This window comes from Mucilaginibacter sp. KACC 22773 (assembly GCF_028736215.1).
Lineage (GTDB): Bacteria > Bacteroidota > Bacteroidia > Sphingobacteriales > Sphingobacteriaceae > Mucilaginibacter.
Window position 1 is genome coordinate 5112945 of sequence record NZ_CP117883.1, and the last position, 18556, is coordinate 5131500.

An 18556-nucleotide genomic window follows, 5' to 3' on the forward strand; every position below is an offset into this window, starting at 1 on the left:
TTTACTATTTTACCACAATCTTATCTCCCATCCTCACCCTAATATCCGATCCAACGGCAAAAAAAGCCGAAACCGGCTCTTTCTCTAAATAAGGTTTAAATGCTTCGCCATATAGCCCTGCCACATCAGCTTCAAAAATATAACCTTTAACCTTGCCAGTTTGCCACGACACATGTTCAACCTGGTATTCCATAGTGGTTGTGGCCGAAAGTTTATTATATCCCCAATAATGCTCGAAAATAAATTCTTCGCTACTACCGGGTTGTATATCCAGTAATTGATTGCTGGCGGTTGCGCCAAGCTTATTCCATTTGCCTTTAAACTTCCACTCGTATAAAAATTGAGTATAATCTCCGGCCTCCAGTACACTGTGGCGCATGGGCATGGCGCTATAATGCTCTTTGTATAAATTATTTGCAATAACTGCTATTATTGGCTTAGGTACTATTTCACTTACAAAAACGGCCCCGCGCTTCCATTCTGTTCCGTTAAAGTGCTTTACATAAAAACGAAGATTCACCTCCTCAAAATCTACATGCCATGGCCATTTGATGCCCAGCACCTTTGTATCTAAAAACATAAAGCCTACCATACTCACCAATGCTTTGCCCTGCCATAAGTCAAGTTCGGTGCCGGGTGGTAAATAGGGATCAAGAATAGTGGGATCCACCTCGTAATTTATCATTACCAGGTTTTTCCATTGCGCTTTTAAGAATTGCGGTTTGGGCATTTTGGTGAGGGGTGAGCGGTGAATTGGTGAGTGGTCAGTTGTGAGCGGTGAGTAGTGAATTAACAGCTATTGAATGTATTTCAACTAACTACTCACCATTCACCACTCACCTCTCACCATTCACTATTTTTTATAATACTTCATAGCCTCGGGTATAAGGTTTTGAATATTGGCTATGCGGGTGGCGTCGGCAGGGTGAGTACTCAAAAACTCGGGTGGCGATCCTCCTTTATTCTGAGCAGCCATCCGTTGCCAAAATGCGATGGCACTATGCGGATCATATCCGGCCATGGCCATAAATGTTAATCCCAAACGATCTGCCTCTGACTCCTGCGCACGCGAATAGCTTAATAATTTTAATTGAGTACCAACCCCATATAAAGTACCTATGGCCGATTGTGTAGCTTGTGACTTATCGGCTGTGGCTGCGCCTACTAAAGCACCACCGCCCTGCACCAACATTTCCTGCGAAATCCGTTCGGCAGAATGCCTGGCAATAGCGTGTCCAATTTCGTGGCCCATTACTACAGCCAGGTAAGCATCGGTATTGGCTACCGGCAGTAAACCACTATATACAGCTACTTTACCGCCAGGCATACACCATGCATTTACTTCAGGGCTCTGGATCAGGTTAAACTCCCATTTAAAGGTGTATTGATCGCCATAGCCGTTATTTTTCAGATAGGTTTCAATAGCTACAGCCAGGTTATTGCCTATCCGTTTTACACGTTGGGCATCCGTTCCGCTGTTAATTACTTTTGTTTTAGGATCTGATAATAGTTGGCTGTAGCTGGCAGCGGCAGATTGATTTACTTCGGCGTCACCCACCAGGCTTAATTGTTTGCGACCGGTAAGTGGCACTGTTGAACAGGAGAACAGTGCAATAACCATAGTTATTGCTAAAAATGCAGACAGGAATTTTTTCATAATGATTAGGCAGCTTTTTTCTTTAAAAAATTAACTTTCGATTCGGTGCCCTTTAATAAGCGTTCGATATTTTTTTGATGGGTTACCAAAATTAGCAAGCAAATACACATCCCGTATATAACAACCGACCTTATAGAGGTAGGGAACACAAACGAAACGCCTATAGGATATGTAAAAGCCGCGGCAATTGAGCTAAGCGACACATACTTTGTAAGCAACAACACCACCACAAACACCAACACGCACAATAAAGCGGCGTGCAAATGTATAGCCAAAATCATTCCAAATAAAGTAGCAACGCCTTTGCCACCCCTAAAACCGGCAAATATCGGAAACAAGTGACCCATAACCGCAGCCACACCTAAAGCCAGTGCGTAATTCATATAGCTTGCAGAATTGTAAGGCCCGGTGGTAGAAACACCGATAAAGAAAGCAAGGTTGGTAGCTGTCCATCCTTTTAAGATATCAAGCAGCATTACAGGAATACCGGCCTGTTTGCCCAATACCCTAAAGGTGTTGGTTGCCCCTGCGTTACCGCTGCCATACTCCCTTACATCAATATCATAAAACGCCAGGCCAATCCAAACAGCCGTTGGGATAGACCCGCAGAGATAAGCAAGGATGAGCGCCGAAACTGAGTATACGTTGATCATTTACCTGCAATATTACAAAATTGATACCGTACTAAAACTCTAATCATAATTTAAACGCAGTGCTTTAATAGCCAGATTTTGATAGCCCGGCTTTAACTCAAATGTTTACAACAACGATAAACAATTAATTTACTTAACAGCCTTTAAACTAAGGTCGAGGCTTTTTACCGAATGCGTGAGCGCACCAACAGAGATATAATCAACTCCGCAATCAGCATATTCGCGTATAGTATCAATTGTTATACCACCCGATGCCTCGGTTATAAACCGGCCATTAATAATATTAACCGCCTGCCGCAGTTCGGCGAAGTTAAAGTTGTCTAACAAGATACGGTTTATGTTGCCGGTTTGCAATACCTCTTCCAACTCTTCCAGGTTACGCACCTCAATTTCGATGGCAAGTTTTTTATGATGATCTGAAAGATACTGATTTGCACTTTCAATAGCTTGCCGTATACCACCGGCGTAGTCAACATGATTGTCTTTAATCAATATCATATCATACAAACCAAACCGATGATTTACACCGCCACCTATTTTTACGGCCCATTTTTCAAGATAGCGCAAGCCTGGTGTTGTTTTACGGGTATCTAAAACTTTTGTATTGGTGCCTTTCAGCAAATCAACTATCTCGTTGGTTTTTGTAGCAATTCCCGACATTCGTTGCATACAATTCAGTACCAAACGCTCGGCAAGCAGGATGCTGCGGGCACTGCCTTCTACCTCAAACGCTACATCCTTATACTTAACAACAGCGCCATCCTGCAAAAAAAGGGTTACTTTAAGGTTAGGGTCTACTATTTTAAATATCTCAATAGCTAATTCGACACCGGCTAAGATGCCTTCATCTTTTACCAAAAGTTGTGCTTTGCCTGTAGTATCGGCAGGAATGGTTGATAAGGAAGTATGATCACCATCGCCAACATCCTCTTTTAAAGCATTAATTATAAACTGGTCAACAAGTTCTTTATCCAAGATAATTACTTTTTTAAGCCCCAAAAGTAGTGATTTTTCAGATGTGCAGATGAAAAGATAATGTGCAAATTTTAGATGTGCAGATTTCAAATTCCAGATGTGCAGATGAATATGTCTGAACCCTGATTAAGCGGATTTATTAGATTCCCGGATTTTTTACGCTGGATGACATCTGATTAATCCATTAATCTGCGTAATCGCCGTTCAGAAAACAATCTAATCAATCAAAAAATCATCTGCATATCTGCACATCTGAAATTTGCACATTTACTTCACCTTCTCGTCCTCAATTCCCAATTCGATGATGCGCATGGTGCCGCCAACATCTTTCAGGGTAAAGGCAATGCGGTATTCCTGTTTATCGGCGGTGGTTAAAATATATACGCCAAGCTGAATGCTGGCGCTGGAGTTCACTTTGTGTAGCAGCTTTATTGTTTGTGGCTTATGCTTAGTAAAAAAATCGCTGAGCACCGATGTGGCCTGGGTTTGCGGATATGATTGTTCTTCGGCCATCACCGACATCTCTACGGTTGGGGCAAACAGCTTACCAATTTCTTTACTGTTACCCTGCTTTATCAAATTAGCCACATTATCCATGGCGTCGGCCGCTACCCTGCCAGGCATCAGCAACAAAATTAAAAACGACGACAGGTAAAGTAACTTCATATCATAAATACGTGAAAAAACGGTTTAAAGTTACATTTGACAAAAAAGAGGTGATTTTTTCTGCTCAATGTTGAGATATAACTGTTTTTGCCTTCAATTATTATCTTAACAATCAGCACGGTTTAAGTATAAATCTAAATTCAAAATTTATAGCCATAAGTACATTGTTGCATTTATATTTGCAATGTGGAAAATAAAAAAAAACTCGCATTAATTATCCTCGATGGCTGGGGTTACGGCCGTAACGATCAATCGAACGCTATACTTGCCGCCAACACTCCTTTTGTTGACATGATGCTGCAAACTTATCCAAACTCCAAACTGGAAGCTTCGGGTATGGCGGTAGGTTTACCCGCCGGACAAATGGGCAACTCCGAAGTTGGACACATGAACCTTGGCGCAGGCCGGGTAGTTTACCAGGAATTAGGCCGCATTCATAAAGCGGTTGATGATAACGAATTACCCACCATTCCGGTTTTAAAAGATGCTTTTGAATATGCCAAACAAAACAATAAGGATGTTCACTTCATCGGTTTAGTATCTGATGGTGGTGTACACTCACACATCAGGCATGTAAAGGGCCTTTGCGATGCAGCAAAACAGCTGGATGTAAACAATGTATTTATTCATGCTTTTTTAGATGGACGCGATACCGACCCTAAATCGGGCTTAGGTTTTATAACTGAACTGGAAGAACATATAGCGGGTACGTCTGCACAAATTGCCACCGCCATAGGCAGATATTATGCGATGGACCGCGATAACCGCTGGGAACGCGTTAAACTGGCTTACGACCTTATGGTTAAAGGTGAAGGTGAAGCCACGCAACACATCACCGACCTGATCAAAAAATCATACGAAGAGGGTGTTACCGACGAATTTATAAAACCAATAGTTAGGGTTGATGCCGACGGTAAGCCTTTGGCTGTTATAAAAGATGGCGATGTTGTTATCTGCTTTAACTTCCGTACAGACAGAGGCCGCGAGATTAGCCTGGCGTTAACCCAAAAGTCGTTCCCGGAGTATAACCTGCACCCGTTGAATATCCGTTACATCACTATGACGCCATATGATGAAACATTTAAAAACGTACAGGTAGTTTTTAATAAAGAAGACCTGACCAAAACATTAGGCGAAATTTTGCAGAATGCAGGCAAAACGCAGATCCGCATTGCCGAGACCGAAAAATACCCACACGTAACTTTCTTCTTCTCTGGCGGACGCGAGCGCGAATTTGATAACGAAAAACGTTTGCTGGTGCCATCGCCCAAAGTGGCAACTTATGATTTGCAGCCAGAGATGAGCGCGGCAGGCATTCGCGATGCTATCATTCCTGAACTGGAAAGCGGCTGGCCTGATTTTGTTTGCCTGAACTTTGCCAATACCGATATGGTTGGGCACACCGGTGTTTTTAGCGCCGTTGTTAAAGCAGCCGAGACTGCAGATGCCTGCACAAAAGCGGTTGTTGAAGCTGGTTTAGCCAATGGATATAGCTTTATCATCATTGCCGATCACGGTAACGCCGACTATATGATTAATGATGATGGCACACCAAACACCGCCCACACCACCAACCTGGTGCCTTGTATCATAATAGACAAAGATGTAACCCACGTAAACGATGGTAAACTGGGCGATATAGCACCTACCATTTTAAAAATACTTGGGGTTGATATCCCCGCGGAAATGACCGGTAATGTATTGGTATAAACTGAAACTAACTTATAATGCCACCCTGTTGGGTGGCATTTTGCTTTTATTGGGTTTGCAAGCCTGCAGGCCCGATAAAACGCAATCAAACGGTACGCTTAAGTATTTTGATATAGCCGGGTATTTTAAAGGTGATACTGCCAGGCTAACCAAACTAAATCCACAGGTTGATAAAACCGTTACCCACAACGGCGTAACAGAAAACAAAACCGTACAAATTGCCAACTGGGGGCAGGAATTTAATCTCTTCATTCTTTCAGACATTAACCGCCCGGCCTGGAAAAACAGTTACAGCGTATTAAACACCGATTCGCTAATTATTTACCGGGCCAAAACCCCCGATTTGCGTACAACCGAGGTGATGATTAAAAAAGACGGCGACAAAGTAAAATGGATTGCAATATTTAACCATACCAAAAACCTGCTTTACGAAACACACGAAAAATTAAGCTACTTTCCAGATTCGGTTTACCAGATAGAGAAATCGCAGCAAGTGAGGCTAATGGGGAAGAATTTGTATAGGATAAAGGGAATCTTAAAACATTAAGTTATCGCAGCAACTATTAATGTTTTGTAGCAGCTGTTGAACTTGCCTGGTTCAGCTTTTCTTTTGATTGATCGATAAGCACTGCGATATCGTTGCGGCCCGGGTTGGCGTTCAATATCTTTTCAAGATCGGCAATAGATGCTTTTAATGAATTTACACCACGGCTCCTGTCATAAAAGCGGGAATTTGTTTGGAGTTTGAATACGCCGTAATCGCGGTAGGCTATACCCCTGTTTTGGTAGTATTTACTATCGCCTGGGTCGTCGTTGATAGATATGGCTTTGGTAAGGTCAACAATGGCGCCTAATAAATATAGTTCTTTATCGGCATCTTTAGTTTGGTTATCTCTACCTAAGTAGCTTTTTGCGCGCGCCCTGTAATAGTAAGCAGTAGCATCAGCCGGTTTTATAGCAATTACGCGGGTATAAGCAGCTATTGATTTTTTGTAGTTATCGCTGTGATAGTAAGAATAGCCCAACATCCACAAAGCATTGGCATTGGTAGAATCGGTGATACAGGCTTTTTCGAGGTGGGCTACTGCCGATCTGAAATCACCATCCATAACAGCTTGCTGCCCCATTTTTACATAAGCGCTTTGCGCCAATGTAGTTTCAATGGTTGACAGTAGCAGGAATGGTAAAATAACTGAAAGCCTCATCAACGGATTAATGGTGAACAAATTGTATATCATTAACTATCATTCCTTCGAATTATTATGCCAAAATTAAATTTATTAAAAATAATTCCATCAGGGTACCTTAATCGGGAAAGCGATACTATGACTTTTTTTCATCTTTAACAACAAAATCCTGCTTATTTGAAAAATTGATGCTAATTTTACAATTGCCACATAATCAAAATATTACAACACCAAATCAAACGGAATTCATTATTAACCCAACTTGGCACAGCTCTTGAACCATAATACCGCACAGGTTTTAATCATCGTTTACCTGTATATTACAAGCCCAATAAGTTTATGGGCTGACAACATGACGTTATTTTCTACACAAAAAATATATTAATGAGTTTCGATCCATTCGATTTTAAAAATGCTTTACCGGTTATAAATGAAGACTCGGAGTTTTTTCCTTTAATGTCTACCGAAGACGAAGAGGAAATGAACAACGAGCAATTGCCTGATTTACTGGCCATTCTGCCGCTGCGTAATACTGTGCTGTTTCCCGGGGTTGTTATCCCGATAACCGTTGGCCGCGACAAATCAATCAAACTTATTCGTGATGCCAATAAAGGCAACCGGATGATTGGGGTAGTTGCGCAACAGGATGTGGGTATTGAAGACCCCAATTTTAACCAATTGAATAAAGTTGGTACCATTGCGCTCATCATCAAAATGCTGCAAATGCCCGACGGTAACACCACAGTTATTTTGCAGGGTAAAAAACGTTTTGTTTTAAAAGATGAGGTTCAGTCAGAACCCTATATTAAAGCAACCGTTGAGCCTTTTCACGAAACCAAAATAAAAGAGGATAAAGAATTTAAGGCCATGGTATCGTCTATAAAAGACATGGCCATGAATATTATCCAGCTATCGCCAAATATCCCCAGCGAAGCCGGCATAGCTATCCGCAATATTGAGAGCACTTCATTTTTGATCAACTTTATATCATCAAACATGAATGCCGATATGGCGGCCAAGCAACGCCTGTTGGAAGTTGCCAGTTTGCGCGAAAGGATTAACCTGGTACTGGAACACCTTACACTTGATTTGCAGATGCTGGAGTTAAAAAACCAGATTCAAAGCAAGGTGCGTGTTGATTTGGATAAACAGCAACGCGATTATTTTTTAAATCAACAGCTTAAAACTATACAGGAAGAGTTGGGCGGTAATTCTCCTGATTTAGAGATAGAGAGCTTACGCCAGCGTGCTGTTAAAAGGAAATGGGCTAAAGAGGTTAAAGATCATTTTACCAAAGAGCTGGAGAAGCTTGCCCGCACCAACCCTGCAGCGGCAGATTACTCGGTACAGATAAATTACCTGGAGTTATTGCTTGATTTGCCATGGAACGAGTTTACTAAAGATAACTTCGACCTGAAACGCGCCCAAAAGGTTTTGGATAAAGACCATTTTGGATTGGATAAGGTTAAACAACGCATTATTGAATACCTGGCCGTGCTGAAATTAAAGCGCGACATGAAAGCCCCCATCCTTTGCCTGGTTGGCCCTCCCGGAGTTGGTAAAACCTCGCTGGGTAAATCTATCGCCAAGGCTTTGGGCCGCAAATATGTGCGCATGGCTTTGGGCGGTATCCGCGACGAAGCCGAGATTCGTGGCCACCGTAAAACTTATATCGGCGCAATGCCGGGCCGCATCATCCAATCGGTGAAAAAAGCAGGCGCGGCAAATCCTGTTTTTATTTTAGACGAGATTGATAAGGTAGGAAACGATTTCCGCGGAGACCCGTCTTCGGCTTTACTGGAAGTGCTTGACCCCGAACAAAACAGCACTTTTTATGATCACTACGTTGAGATGGACTTCGACCTATCCAACGTAATGTTTATTGCAACTGCCAACTCCCTGAGCAGTATCCAGCCTGCGCTATTAGACAGGATGGAGATTATTGAGGTGAACGGCTATACCATCGAAGAAAAAATAGAAATAGCCAAACAACACCTTGTACCCAAACAACGCGAGGCGCATGGCTTAAAATTAAAAGACATTGCCCTTAAAAGCGAGATCCTGGAAAAAATCATTGTTGATTATACCCGTGAATCTGGCGTACGTGCGCTGGAGAAAAAGATAGGTTCGGTAGTGCGTGGCATTGCCAAAAACATCGCTTTGGAAGAGCCTTACAATCCGGCGGTAAATAAAAAAGATATCGAAAAAATATTGGGTGCGCCTATATTCGACAAAGATCTTTACGAAGGCAATGATGTAGCCGGCGTTGTAACAGGCCTGGCCTGGACATCGGTTGGCGGCGATATCCTGTTCATCGAAGCAAGCTTAAGCCCCGGCAAAGGCCGTTTAACGCTTACCGGCAGCCTGGGCGATGTGATGAAAGAATCGGTAACCATTGCACTGGCTTATTTAAGGGCCCATGCCGGTTATTTTGACATCAACCCTAAACTTTTTGACCTTTGGGACGTGCATGTGCACGTACCGGCAGGCGCTACGCCAAAGGATGGCCCATCGGCAGGTATCACCATGCTCACAGCCCTGGTTTCGGCATTTACGCAACGCAAAGTAAAACCCAACCTGGCCATGACAGGCGAGATAACCTTACGCGGCCGCGTTTTGGCCGTTGGGGGGATCAGGGAAAAAATACTTGCGGCGAAGCGCGCCAATATCAAAGAGATCATCCTATGTAAATCAAACCAGAAAGATATCCTGGAAATTAAAGAGGATTATATAAAAGATTTGAATTTCCATTACGTAACCGATATGCGCGATGTGATTAAGCTTGCATTACTGGATGAAAAGGTGAGCGAACCGCTTGACCTTACGGTTAAGGAAGAAACAAAACCTGTTTTAAACTAAACAAAAAGGCGCCTCATCAGGTGCCTTTTTTGTTTATATGGAGATGCCGTATATTTTACCCTATTTAACGCTGATATTTTGATTCCCATTGTTTTTATTCAACTGGTAATCAAACCAATTCCATCGCTTACATCCACGAGCCACCGTTTTTGAAACCTTTTATTTCCCTTTAGCGTAATACAACATGAATTGCCATATTAGTTCAACTTACCTAAATAATGAAGAAATTTTTTACGCTCAACGGAATTATTCTTACGCTGCTCCTATTGTCTGGACTTAACGCATCGGCACAAATTGTTGAGCCTAACATGACGGATACCGTTAAAAAATCGCATCCGACCGGTACTAAAACTGTGGTTATAGATACTACCAAGGTTGATTCAACCAGCTCTGAACCGGAAGGTGAACGCGCCCAAACGGCTTTTTTTGAAGTTGGCGGGCCAGGCCTCGCTTTAACACTAAATTATGATATGCGCTTTGGCCACAAGCGTACCGGACTGGGCTTTAGGGCCGGCGCTGGTTATTTTGCAACCGACGGCAATGATGTATTTTCTGTTCCGATACAAATAAATTACCTGTTAGGAAAAGGCAACAGCCTGATTGAACTTGGCGCAGGCACTACCTTTTTAAATTCGCATGGAAACAGTAATGGCAAAACATTTATTTTCGACAGGATTACCGGCTTTATTGGCACAGCAACAATAGGCTATCGTTATCAGCCACAGGAACGCGGCATCAATTTAAGAATAGGCTTTGTACCCATAATCTGTGATGAGGGCATTATTGCAGCCGGCGGCGTCAGCGTAGGTTATACGTTCAAGTAATTTTCCTGGAAATTTTCTCTAAAACATTATTTCGGGCAATCAAATTTGGCGAGACGCTGAAGGAGGATTGACACGACGGTGAAAGACTTACGAAGTTTTTGAAACTTCGTAAGTCTTCGATTTTTCTTTGGTCATTGATAGTAACGAAGGATGACAGTCTTTATTTTGAACTTCATTTCCTCTTCAAAATTTCGCGAAATTTACTATCCTGTATTGACAATGCTATAAGGACACCATTTTCCCCAAAGCCATAAAAACCAGGGATACTTTACCTTGCCATCCTACCCACAATCTCTTCCGCAGTTAATTTTTCCTGCACGCCGCTGGCCATATCTTTAAAAGTTAGTAAGCCGCTTTGCATTTCATCGCCGCCGATAACTACGGTGTAGGGGATATTTTTATTGTTGGCGTAGTCTAACTGCTTCTTGATTTTGGCACCGGCGGGGTACAACTCCGTATTGACATTATTACGGCGTAATTGCTGCAACAATGGTAACGCGTAAGTTTCGCCCTCCTTGTCAAAGTTACAGATGAGCACCTGGGTACTTTGGTTGGCCGTGGCTGGGAAAAGGTTTAGTTCTTCCAGCACGTCATAAATCCTGTCGGCACCAAAGGAGATACCTACACCGGTGAGGCCTTTCAGGCCGAACATGCCGGTAAGGTCATCATACCGACCGCCGCCGCCGATGCTGCCCATGGCTGCCTCGTTTGTTTTCACCTCAAATATGGCGCCGGTGTAATAATTTAAGCCCCGGGCAAGGGTTATATCCAGTTCGAGCGTTGCGGTTTGCAGCGGGCAGCTTTCAATGTATTTAAAAACGGTTTCTATCTCATCGCAGCCTTTAAGGCCGATATCAGACTGGGCCAGTGCTTCGCGCAGGCTTTGTAGTTTTTTGGTATTGGTGCCTTGCAGCAAAATAACCGGTTTTATTTTTTCGATGTCGGCTTCGGTAAAGCCGCGTTCAATCAGTTCTTTGGTAACGCCATCCAGCCCTATTTTGTCCAGCTTGTCGATGGCGACGGTAAGATCAATAATATTATCAGCCTTATCTATGATCTGGGCTATGCCTGTGAGTATTTTGCGGTTATTAATTTTGATGGTAAAATCTTTCAGTCCTAATTTGCTTAAGGCTTCGTCGTAGATCAGTATAAATTCCGCCTCGTTCAGCAAAGAATCCGAACCTACCACATCGGCATCGCACTGGTAAAATTCGCGGTAGCGGCCACGTTGCGGCCTGTCGGCACGCCAAACGGGTTGAACCTGGAAGCGTTTGAACGGGAAAGTGATCTCGTTCTGGTGCATTACTACGTAGCGGGCAAAAGGAACGGTAAGGTCGTAGCGCAGGGCTTTTTCTGAGATATCCGAAGCAACCGCATTTGAGTTAAGCGCCGCCAGTTTTTCGGGATTTACCTTGGCCAGGTAATCGCCGCTATTTAGTACCTTAAAAATCAGTTTATCTCCTTCCTCACCATATTTACCCAACAGTGTCGATGAGTTTTCCATCGTCGGGGTTTCTATCTGCTGATAGCCGTATTTACGAAAAACGCTTTTAATAGTATCGAAAATATAGTTACGCTTCACCATTTCAACAGGTGAAAAATCGCGGGTGCCTTTGGGTACAGATGGTTTGATGGATGCCATGCGGCAAATGTACAAAAAAGCAAATTATACGTTTTGCAAAATTGGGTGCTGCCAGGTGGCTATAAGCTGGCCACAAAAACGCAAAAAATATCCCTTTGAATACCATTGAAATCTAAACTGTTGGCAATACCTTTTGAATGAGTTTAACCGGGAAAAACAACAGATTTTGTGTTAACCATGTAAAAAATACAAATAATTGATTATCAAATATTTATGACATAATATTTCCTAAATGTGTTAAGTTATGTTAACCCAGTTTGAATATTGATACTAAGCTGGGCACGGCGATTGAAGATGCCAGATCGTCAACCCTTAAACCGCTGCAATACCTAATCGAATAATCAGACAAACGATCCCTAATCCTTTATATGACACTCTTTTTACCGTCGGCAATTCCAACGAACGCCCATTTACCATATTTTTGAAGCCCATGAACATTATCACTCAAACGCCCCGCCTGCTCATCCGTGAACTTAGTGTTGCCGACGAAGCGCTGTCCCTTGTTATGGATGAGGACGAACGCCTTACCCAATACGTAAAGAAACGCACCCCGGCCGAAAGCAAGCAGGTGTTTAAGGATACCCTGAAGGATTACAAAAACAAAACCGGCCTGGGCCGTTGGGGAATTTTCAACGTAGCCGATAATGATTTCATTGGCGTATGCATGCTAAAACCAAGCGAATCGGACAGCGATAAAATTGAACTGGGCTACCGCCTGCATTTCAAATACTGGGGGAAAGGCATTGCCACCGAACTTTCAAAAGCTTTAATTGATTACGGTTTCAATACAGTCGGGTTAACGGAAATTTATGCTGTTACCCATCCGAATAACGCTGCTTCGCAAAAGGTTTTGTTAAAAGCCGGTTTTGGGCGTTTTGGCGAGGCTTTTTGGTATGGAGAAGATTTGCCGTTTTTTAGAGTGAGGAAAGACAATCAAGAGATTAGAGTCAGGAATTAAAGACAAAACGTTTTTGTTGGAGCTTTAGCTGGTAATATAGTTAAACCGATGTCCTACGCTACCGTCATTGCGAGGCACGAAGCAATCCCCGATATGCTTAGTCCCAAACAGTTCGGGATTGCTTCGTGCCTCGCAATGACGGATATGTGTTTTCATATTCAGCAACTTACACAACGCGCTATAAGGCGCTCGCAATGACATGAATTCAGGCCGTCAACTCCCTTATAATGTCCTTGCACCCACCTTCTATCAGTTCAAACACCGGCTCAAACTGGGTATCGTCGTGGTATGGGTCGGGTACAATTTTATCGCCTAACAGGAGCTTCACTTTTTGCGCATGTTCATCGTTACGGGCCATGTTCAGGATATCGCTGAGGTTGTACTTATCCATAACAAAAATATGGTCAAACTCATCGAAATCGCTTTTCCTGAACAGGCGGCAAATCTGCCCGCTGATATCAATGCCGTGGTTTCGGGCCGCGCGTACCGAGCGCCTGTCGGGCCCCTCGCCTACGTGCCAGTTGCCGGTGCCTGCCGAATCTACCTGCCAGCCCAGCCCCTGCTCATCGCTAAGGTGCTGCATTATCCCCTCGGCCAGCGGCGAACGGCAGATGTTGCCGAGGCATACCATTAGTATTTTCATCTTAAGTTGATTAAGTGAGTGGTTGATTGGGTTGATTAAGTTGAGTGATTTAATTTCAGTTTAGATTAGGTACTGATGGATTAGGTGCCCTAATTCAACCCAATCAACTTAGTCCAACTCAATCAACCCAATCAACCACCTATCCAAACAACTGATTCAACACCCCTGCCAAACGGATGCCGGCTTTAAGGAGTTGTTGGTTCAGGGTGGCTATGTGGTTAAAATTGTATTTATAAGTAAGGTTATCGCCTGGTTTAATGTCGGCATAAAACTTTTCGGCCAGTTGGTTGCTTTCAAACAGCCATTGGCTTATGGGGGCCTTTTGCAGGGCTACGCGCTGAGTAGTGGTGCTATGGTTTATCCAGGCGGCATATTCGGTATAGCTCAATTGCTGGTTATCTATCAGCTGGCTATCCCAAACCGAGTGCAGGTTGCTGTCCTTGCCAAACCATTGTACTTTAAAATCGTTGCCGCCTTTATCGCTGGTGTGGCCGGTATGGAAGGGCTGGTGCACATCTTCAACAATGTGGATCAGCATGCGCAGGTAAAGCAGTTTATTCGCTTTGGTGGTGCTTTTATTTTTAAGGCCGGCTATCAAAAAATTCATTTTGGTATAGGCATCCGTAGCTGTGTCGGCCTTTAAATAGGTTTGCAATTCGGGGTAGGTATAAGCCTTATCCAGGTCGATAAAATGCCAGTTGTACAGATAGCCGTAAGCAGGATCGGATTTAATAAAATCGGCCCAGTTGCTGGTAATCGCTATCGACTCGTCGCCTAAAATGGCCTGTATGGCTTTGCGTGCCTTGGGCGTTAAATAACTATCGGCTATTTGCCCGCAAATGCGGTGGCCATTGGTACCCCAGGCCATGCTTTGCACCGGGATATAGCAAATGGCTAAAAAAAAAGCGATTTTTTTAAAGATTGATGTTTTCATTATAATGGTTTTGGGATGCAGCTTGTACGTTTAACCAATCGGGCATTAATGGGTATTACGTTTGATGTACTTGTAAATTGAATGAGCGAATCTTTAGGTTGTTTTACTTTAAAAAACTCCTCGTAATCGCCCCAGCGGAAACAGGTTTTCTCGTCTTTGTAGCTCAGGTTGGCGTTGCAAAATTCGCCTTTAAGATGCAGGGTATCCTGCTTTTGCGAATAGGTGCCGCGAATATACTCGTCCCAATGGCCTTTATTCATGCAGGTATCGGCACCGTAGTTTACCTTGCTTACGGTACTTATCTTCATCACAAACGAATCGCAGCTAAATTTAATATCGTAAAGCGAATAGGTAACCAACCGCTTCTCGGCCGGAACAGAATCCTGCTTCCACTCGCCCTGTAAATAAGTTAATCCTGGCTTTTGCATGTTAGGGTTCATGCTGCAGCCGCAGAGGTAAAAGGCGAAAGGTAAAAGGTAAAAGGCCCTGTTTAGGAAAAAGGCTTTGCTGAGGTAAAAGGTGAAAGGCGAAAGGTGAAAGGCTTTTTTGCTGAAAGCCGAAGGCTGAAAGCGAAAAGCCTTTTTTTGTGTCGGGGCTGAAAGAAAATCGTTCAGGGGTTTTAGCATAAACTTGCTATTCAAAAGCAGTAAATCAAAAGCCCCTCTCCTTCAGGAGAGGGGTTTGGGGTGAGGCTCCTCTTTATAAGCTACCTATCATATTTTCGGGTATAACCCATTGGTCAAACTGTTCGTTGGTTAACAGGCCCAGGCCAATGGCGGCTTCGCGCAGGGATTTGTTTTCCTTTAGCGCGGTTTTGGCAATTTTGGCGGCATTTTCATAACCAATGTGCGGATTAAGCGCTGTTACCAGCATCAGCGAGTTTTCGAGGTGTTTTTTGATACCATCGTAATTAGGTTCTATACCTACAGCGCAATGATCATTGAACGATACGCAGGCATCGCCAATTAACCTTGCCGACTGCAGGAAGTTGGCAGCCATCACCGGTTTAAATACGTTCAGTTCGTAATGGCCATTTGAGCCACCAATAGAAATGGTTACATCGTTGCCCATTACCTGCGCGGCTACCATGGTAACAGCTTCGTTTTGGGTTGGGTTAACCTTGCCCGGCATTATAGATGAACCCGGCTCGTTATCGGGGATATGGATCTCGCCAATACCCGAACGCGGACCAGAAGCCAGCATCCTGATATCGTTGGCTATTTTCATTAACGATACGGCTATTTGTTTAAGCGCACCATGGCTCTCTACAATGGCATCGTGAGCTGCCAAAGCCTCAAATTTGTTTTCGGCAGTGATAAATGGCAGGCCGGTAAACTGGGCAATATATTCGGCTACTTTAACATCATAACCTTTTGGGGTGTTGATGCCGGTACCTACGGCTGTACCGCCAAGGGCAAGTTCCGACAGGTGATCAAGCGTATTACGCAGGGCTTTCAGGCCGTGGTTTAGCTGCGATACATAACCGGAAAATTCCTGGCCCAGTGTAAGCGGTGTAGCATCCATTAAGTGGGTACGGCCAATTTTTACTACCGATTTAAAAGCCTCTACTTTTAATTGCAGGGTATCGCGCAGTTTTTCAACACCGGGGATGGTAACATCCATCAGTATTTTATACGCCGCAATGTGCATAGCGGTTGGGTATGTATCGTTTGATGATTGCGATTTGTTTACATCATCATTGGGGTGGATGAAAGTTTTGCCTTCGCCCAGTTTGTTGCCCTGCAATACATGGGCGCGGTTGGCCACAACTTCATTCACGTTCATGTTTGATTGCGTGCCCGAACCTGTTTGCCAAATCACCAGCGGAAACTCCGTGGCCAGCGATCCGGCCAATATCTCGTCGCAAACCTGTGCTATCAAGTCGCGCTTTTCGGCAGATAGTACGCCTAAGTCGGTATTGGTATAAGCGGCAGCTTTTTTCAAATAGGCAAACGCGTCGATGATCTCTTTGGGCATTGACGCCTCCGGACCAATTTTAAAGTTATTGCGTGAACGTTCTGTTTGTGCTCCCCAGTATTTATCGGCAGGTACCTGTACCTCGCCCATGGTATCGTGTTCGGTCCTAAAACTCATGATGTTAAAATTTGCAGGGGCAAAGTTATGTTTTTATCTGATGCGGGAGATGGGGAAATGGTAATCTTTTTGTGATGGGGGAGGGAAGATTTTAAATGGTCGGTTTCCTTCACTTCAGGGTTTCTCAGGGCCGACAGAAAAGTGAGCTTGATAAGGTTGTTTAAAATGACTGATGTGTTCGAATCCCGTCCTTCCTGCGATTCGATTTTTAGAACACCCAAAGCCTATAGATAAATATTTATAGGCTTTTTTTATTACTTTTATTTACAATTATTTTGAGAGATTGCTAAAACTGATAAATGGAAAGAGATTTAACTGTAGAATTTAAAACACTTGTTAAAAATATTATCACTCCCCAGTTAAAGCAAACTGGATTTAAAAAAAAGAACTTAAATTTTAATTGCGTTTTTCCAAATTTAACTCAATCTCTAAACGTCCAAAAAAGTCAGTATAATCACTCTGAAAGCATAAGATTTACCATAAATCTGGGGTTCTATAATAGTTTAATATTTAAGATTTCAAAAGATAGAGTTGATGAACCTCAATTTGTGACTTCTGATAATTGCTTCATTTGGGGAAGAACGGGAATGTTGATATATAACAGCGATTACTGGTATGAGTTAGACCACATCAAAGAATATGAGAAGGTATCTAAGCAAATAGAGAATGATTTAAAAAATCATGTCCTTCCATTGTTTACAAAACTACAAACCTTGGATGCATTGCTTGACTTCATACGAATTGATTATAAATATCGTCCATTTCATTTAATAGCAAACATTGATGATGTTTCACTTTTGGAATTAGAATTTGGTGATTATGTTAGAGGGAGAACTATATTAAAGAGGCTCTATAATGAGGCAATAATTCCAAAATCGACCAAACACACTACCGTACATCCCGACGGAAGAGAAGATATTAGATGGTCCGAGCCATCCGTGAACGATTTTCATGTTAACAAATTGATAAGGATAGCGAAAAAATATAAAATCGATATTTAACAATTATCTGTCATCACTTTGAGTAATCTCTTTTACAGCTTCTAAAATTCCTTCTAAGTGTACTAATAGATTCCCGTTCATCCCGCAGGAACACTCAGTAAAAACCGGAGCTTTTTTATTTTTAAAAAAATCTCAGAACATCCCATTAAACAACGAGGTCGAGGGAACTGCCGATAGCTATCCGGACTCATCACTCACAGCAAAATATTTTAATTGCCCTCGTTCGTATACGGCAAGCAAGGTTTATAGTAAAGACGAAATCGAAAGTTAATGTGCCCATTCAGGCTTTCTTCATGTTTCCAGTGACTTTCAAAATCCCATCAAGGTATGATTAATATATTTTCACAACCCGCTATTTTGGATATACAAAATTAGTTTGCTCTTCTTTCAATTTTATAGGCCTTACCTCAATTGTGGCCGAAGGCACGTACTCAAACTCGGGGTTGCTTTTTGCAATTTCAACCGCCTCGGCCAAATCTTTTGCTGTAATATGGTAATAGCCAACTTGCACTTCGTTAGCAGGATCAATGGCTGTTTGTGTCCACGCGTTTTCGGTTTTTGAAATAATATAACCTTCCCGCACAATAGGCTGGGCTGCTATTAATTTACCTGCTGCTTTTAGCAGCCCGATATAAGTTTCGCATTTTTTTATAAATGCAAGATGCTCATCTGCCGATAAGGCCGCTTTTGCATCACCTGCATTGCGGATGTACAACATAAATTCCTGGCCCATGATTTTTAGGTTTATTAATC

The 18556-nt window shown here is 42.9% G+C and carries 18 protein-coding genes; 6 read left to right on the forward strand and 12 right to left on the reverse strand.

The window, feature by feature from the left end:
* Window positions 1-4: 4 nt before the first annotated feature.
* From PQ469_RS21030 to PQ469_RS21050, 5 genes are all read right to left on the reverse strand, one after another.
* On the reverse strand, window positions 5-730 hold the full coding sequence (locus PQ469_RS21030) for a YqjF family protein (protein WP_090652788.1): 726 nt from the start codon (window positions 728-730) through the stop codon (window positions 5-7).
* 123 nt (window positions 731-853) lie between these two features.
* Window positions 854-1657 carry a M48 family metallopeptidase gene (locus PQ469_RS21035; protein ID WP_090652787.1) on the reverse strand — a complete coding sequence of 268 codons (804 nt, stop codon included), beginning with the start codon at window positions 1655-1657 and terminating at the stop codon, window positions 854-856.
* A 5-nt stretch (window positions 1658-1662) separates the two neighbouring features.
* On the reverse strand, window positions 1663-2310 hold the full coding sequence (gene plsY / locus PQ469_RS21040; RefSeq protein WP_274209435.1) for a glycerol-3-phosphate 1-O-acyltransferase PlsY: 648 nt from the start codon (window positions 2308-2310) through the stop codon (window positions 1663-1665).
* Between the two features lie 129 nt (window positions 2311-2439).
* Complete coding sequence (nadC, locus tag PQ469_RS21045) at window positions 2440-3285, reverse strand: carboxylating nicotinate-nucleotide diphosphorylase (protein WP_274209436.1); 846 nt, start codon at window positions 3283-3285, stop codon at window positions 2440-2442.
* A 267-nt stretch (window positions 3286-3552) separates the two neighbouring features.
* Window positions 3553-3951: a DUF4783 domain-containing protein gene (locus tag PQ469_RS21050; RefSeq protein ID WP_274209437.1), complete on the reverse strand. Its 399-nt coding sequence runs from the start codon at window positions 3949-3951 to the stop codon at window positions 3553-3555.
* Between the two features lie 186 nt (window positions 3952-4137).
* Between PQ469_RS21050 and gpmI the strand changes: the two genes are divergently transcribed.
* Entirely contained in the window at window positions 4138-5661 is a 1524-nt protein-coding gene (gene gpmI / locus PQ469_RS21055) for a 2,3-bisphosphoglycerate-independent phosphoglycerate mutase (protein ID WP_274209438.1), read from the forward strand.
* Window positions 5648-6208, forward strand: a complete 561-nt coding sequence (locus PQ469_RS21060) for a hypothetical protein (protein ID WP_274209439.1) — start codon at window positions 5648-5650, stop codon at window positions 6206-6208. The genes gpmI and PQ469_RS21060 overlap by 14 nt, the downstream gene beginning before the upstream one ends.
* Window positions 6209-6224: 16 nt before the next feature.
* Here the strand turns inward: PQ469_RS21060 and PQ469_RS21065 are convergent, their stop codons facing one another.
* The gene (locus tag PQ469_RS21065) at window positions 6225-6866 is read right to left on the reverse strand and encodes a tetratricopeptide repeat protein (protein ID WP_274209440.1); all 642 of its coding nucleotides are present in this window, start codon (window positions 6864-6866) and stop codon (window positions 6225-6227) included.
* Window positions 6867-7232: 366 nt separating this feature from the next.
* Between PQ469_RS21065 and lon the strand changes: the two genes are divergently transcribed.
* Window positions 7233-9707 carry an endopeptidase La gene (lon, locus tag PQ469_RS21070; protein WP_274209441.1) on the forward strand — a complete coding sequence of 825 codons (2475 nt, stop codon included), beginning with the start codon at window positions 7233-7235 and terminating at the stop codon, window positions 9705-9707.
* 218 nt (window positions 9708-9925) lie between these two features.
* On the forward strand, window positions 9926-10531 hold the full coding sequence (locus PQ469_RS21075) for a hypothetical protein (RefSeq protein WP_274209442.1): 606 nt from the start codon (window positions 9926-9928) through the stop codon (window positions 10529-10531).
* Between the two features lie 268 nt (window positions 10532-10799).
* On the opposite strand, the gene hisS is transcribed toward PQ469_RS21075, so the two are convergent.
* Window positions 10800-12173, reverse strand: a complete 1374-nt coding sequence (gene hisS, locus PQ469_RS21080) for a histidine--tRNA ligase (RefSeq protein WP_274209443.1) — start codon at window positions 12171-12173, stop codon at window positions 10800-10802.
* Between the two features lie 430 nt (window positions 12174-12603).
* On the opposite strand from hisS, the gene PQ469_RS21085 reads away from it, so the two are divergent.
* Window positions 12604-13131 carry a GNAT family N-acetyltransferase gene (locus PQ469_RS21085; RefSeq protein WP_274209444.1) on the forward strand — a complete coding sequence of 176 codons (528 nt, stop codon included), beginning with the start codon at window positions 12604-12606 and terminating at the stop codon, window positions 13129-13131.
* 205 nt (window positions 13132-13336) lie between these two features.
* Here the strand turns inward: PQ469_RS21085 and PQ469_RS21090 are convergent, their stop codons facing one another.
* The 4 genes from PQ469_RS21090 to fumC all read right to left on the reverse strand — a co-directional run bounded on the left by PQ469_RS21090 (window position 13337) and on the right by fumC (window position 16802).
* On the reverse strand, window positions 13337-13774 hold the full coding sequence (locus tag PQ469_RS21090) for a low molecular weight protein-tyrosine-phosphatase (RefSeq protein WP_274209445.1): 438 nt from the start codon (window positions 13772-13774) through the stop codon (window positions 13337-13339).
* 139 nt (window positions 13775-13913) lie between these two features.
* The gene (locus tag PQ469_RS21095; RefSeq protein WP_274209446.1) at window positions 13914-14708 is read right to left on the reverse strand and encodes a S1/P1 nuclease; all 795 of its coding nucleotides are present in this window, start codon (window positions 14706-14708) and stop codon (window positions 13914-13916) included.
* Window positions 14708-15136, reverse strand: a complete 429-nt coding sequence (locus tag PQ469_RS21100; RefSeq protein WP_274209447.1) for a fumarate hydratase — start codon at window positions 15134-15136, stop codon at window positions 14708-14710. Before PQ469_RS21100 ends, PQ469_RS21095 begins: the two co-directional genes overlap by 1 nt.
* 271 nt (window positions 15137-15407) lie before the next feature.
* Window positions 15408-16802, reverse strand: a complete 1395-nt coding sequence (gene fumC, locus PQ469_RS21105) for a class II fumarate hydratase (protein WP_274209448.1) — start codon at window positions 16800-16802, stop codon at window positions 15408-15410.
* A gap of 299 nt (window positions 16803-17101) precedes the next feature.
* Here fumC and PQ469_RS21110 point away from each other — a divergent pair, with 299 nt between their 5' ends.
* On the forward strand, window positions 17102-17803 hold the full coding sequence (locus PQ469_RS21110; RefSeq protein ID WP_274209449.1) for a DUF4304 domain-containing protein: 702 nt from the start codon (window positions 17102-17104) through the stop codon (window positions 17801-17803).
* A gap of 352 nt (window positions 17804-18155) precedes the next feature.
* Here the strand turns inward: PQ469_RS21110 and PQ469_RS21115 are convergent, their stop codons facing one another.
* Window positions 18156-18536: a YciI family protein gene (locus tag PQ469_RS21115; RefSeq protein WP_274209450.1), complete on the reverse strand. Its 381-nt coding sequence runs from the start codon at window positions 18534-18536 to the stop codon at window positions 18156-18158.
* Between the last annotated feature and the right edge of the window lie 20 nt (window positions 18537-18556).

Bases quoted from the DNA above. Each gene is read 5' to 3' on its own strand.
- fumC (WP_274209448.1), bottom strand. From the start codon at position 16,802: ATGAGTTTTAGGACCGAACACGATACCATGGGCGAGGTACAGGTACCT.
- PQ469_RS21090 (WP_274209445.1), bottom strand. From the start codon at position 13,774: ATGAAAATACTAATGGTATGCCTCGGCAACATCTGCCGTTCGCCGCTG.
- PQ469_RS21100 (WP_274209447.1), bottom strand. From the start codon at position 15,136: ATGCAAAAGCCAGGATTAACTTATTTACAGGGCGAGTGGAAGCAGGAT.
- PQ469_RS21030 (WP_090652788.1), bottom strand. From the start codon at position 730: ATGCCCAAACCGCAATTCTTAAAAGCGCAATGGAAAAACCTGGTAATG.
- PQ469_RS21085 (WP_274209444.1), top strand. From the start codon at position 12,604: ATGAACATTATCACTCAAACGCCCCGCCTGCTCATCCGTGAACTTAGT.
- hisS (WP_274209443.1), bottom strand. From the start codon at position 12,173: ATGGCATCCATCAAACCATCTGTACCCAAAGGCACCCGCGATTTTTCA.
- lon (WP_274209441.1), top strand. From the start codon at position 7,233: ATGAGTTTCGATCCATTCGATTTTAAAAATGCTTTACCGGTTATAAAT.
- PQ469_RS21065 (WP_274209440.1), bottom strand. From the start codon at position 6,866: ATGAGGCTTTCAGTTATTTTACCATTCCTGCTACTGTCAACCATTGAA.
- PQ469_RS21110 (WP_274209449.1), top strand. From the start codon at position 17,102: ATGGAAAGAGATTTAACTGTAGAATTTAAAACACTTGTTAAAAATATT.
- PQ469_RS21060 (WP_274209439.1), top strand. From the start codon at position 5,648: ATGTATTGGTATAAACTGAAACTAACTTATAATGCCACCCTGTTGGGT.
- plsY (WP_274209435.1), bottom strand. From the start codon at position 2,310: ATGATCAACGTATACTCAGTTTCGGCGCTCATCCTTGCTTATCTCTGC.
- PQ469_RS21075 (WP_274209442.1), top strand. From the start codon at position 9,926: ATGAAGAAATTTTTTACGCTCAACGGAATTATTCTTACGCTGCTCCTA.
- PQ469_RS21095 (WP_274209446.1), bottom strand. From the start codon at position 14,708: ATGAAAACATCAATCTTTAAAAAAATCGCTTTTTTTTTAGCCATTTGC.
- PQ469_RS21115 (WP_274209450.1), bottom strand. From the start codon at position 18,536: ATGGGCCAGGAATTTATGTTGTACATCCGCAATGCAGGTGATGCAAAA.
- PQ469_RS21050 (WP_274209437.1), bottom strand. From the start codon at position 3,951: ATGAAGTTACTTTACCTGTCGTCGTTTTTAATTTTGTTGCTGATGCCT.
- PQ469_RS21035 (WP_090652787.1), bottom strand. From the start codon at position 1,657: ATGAAAAAATTCCTGTCTGCATTTTTAGCAATAACTATGGTTATTGCA.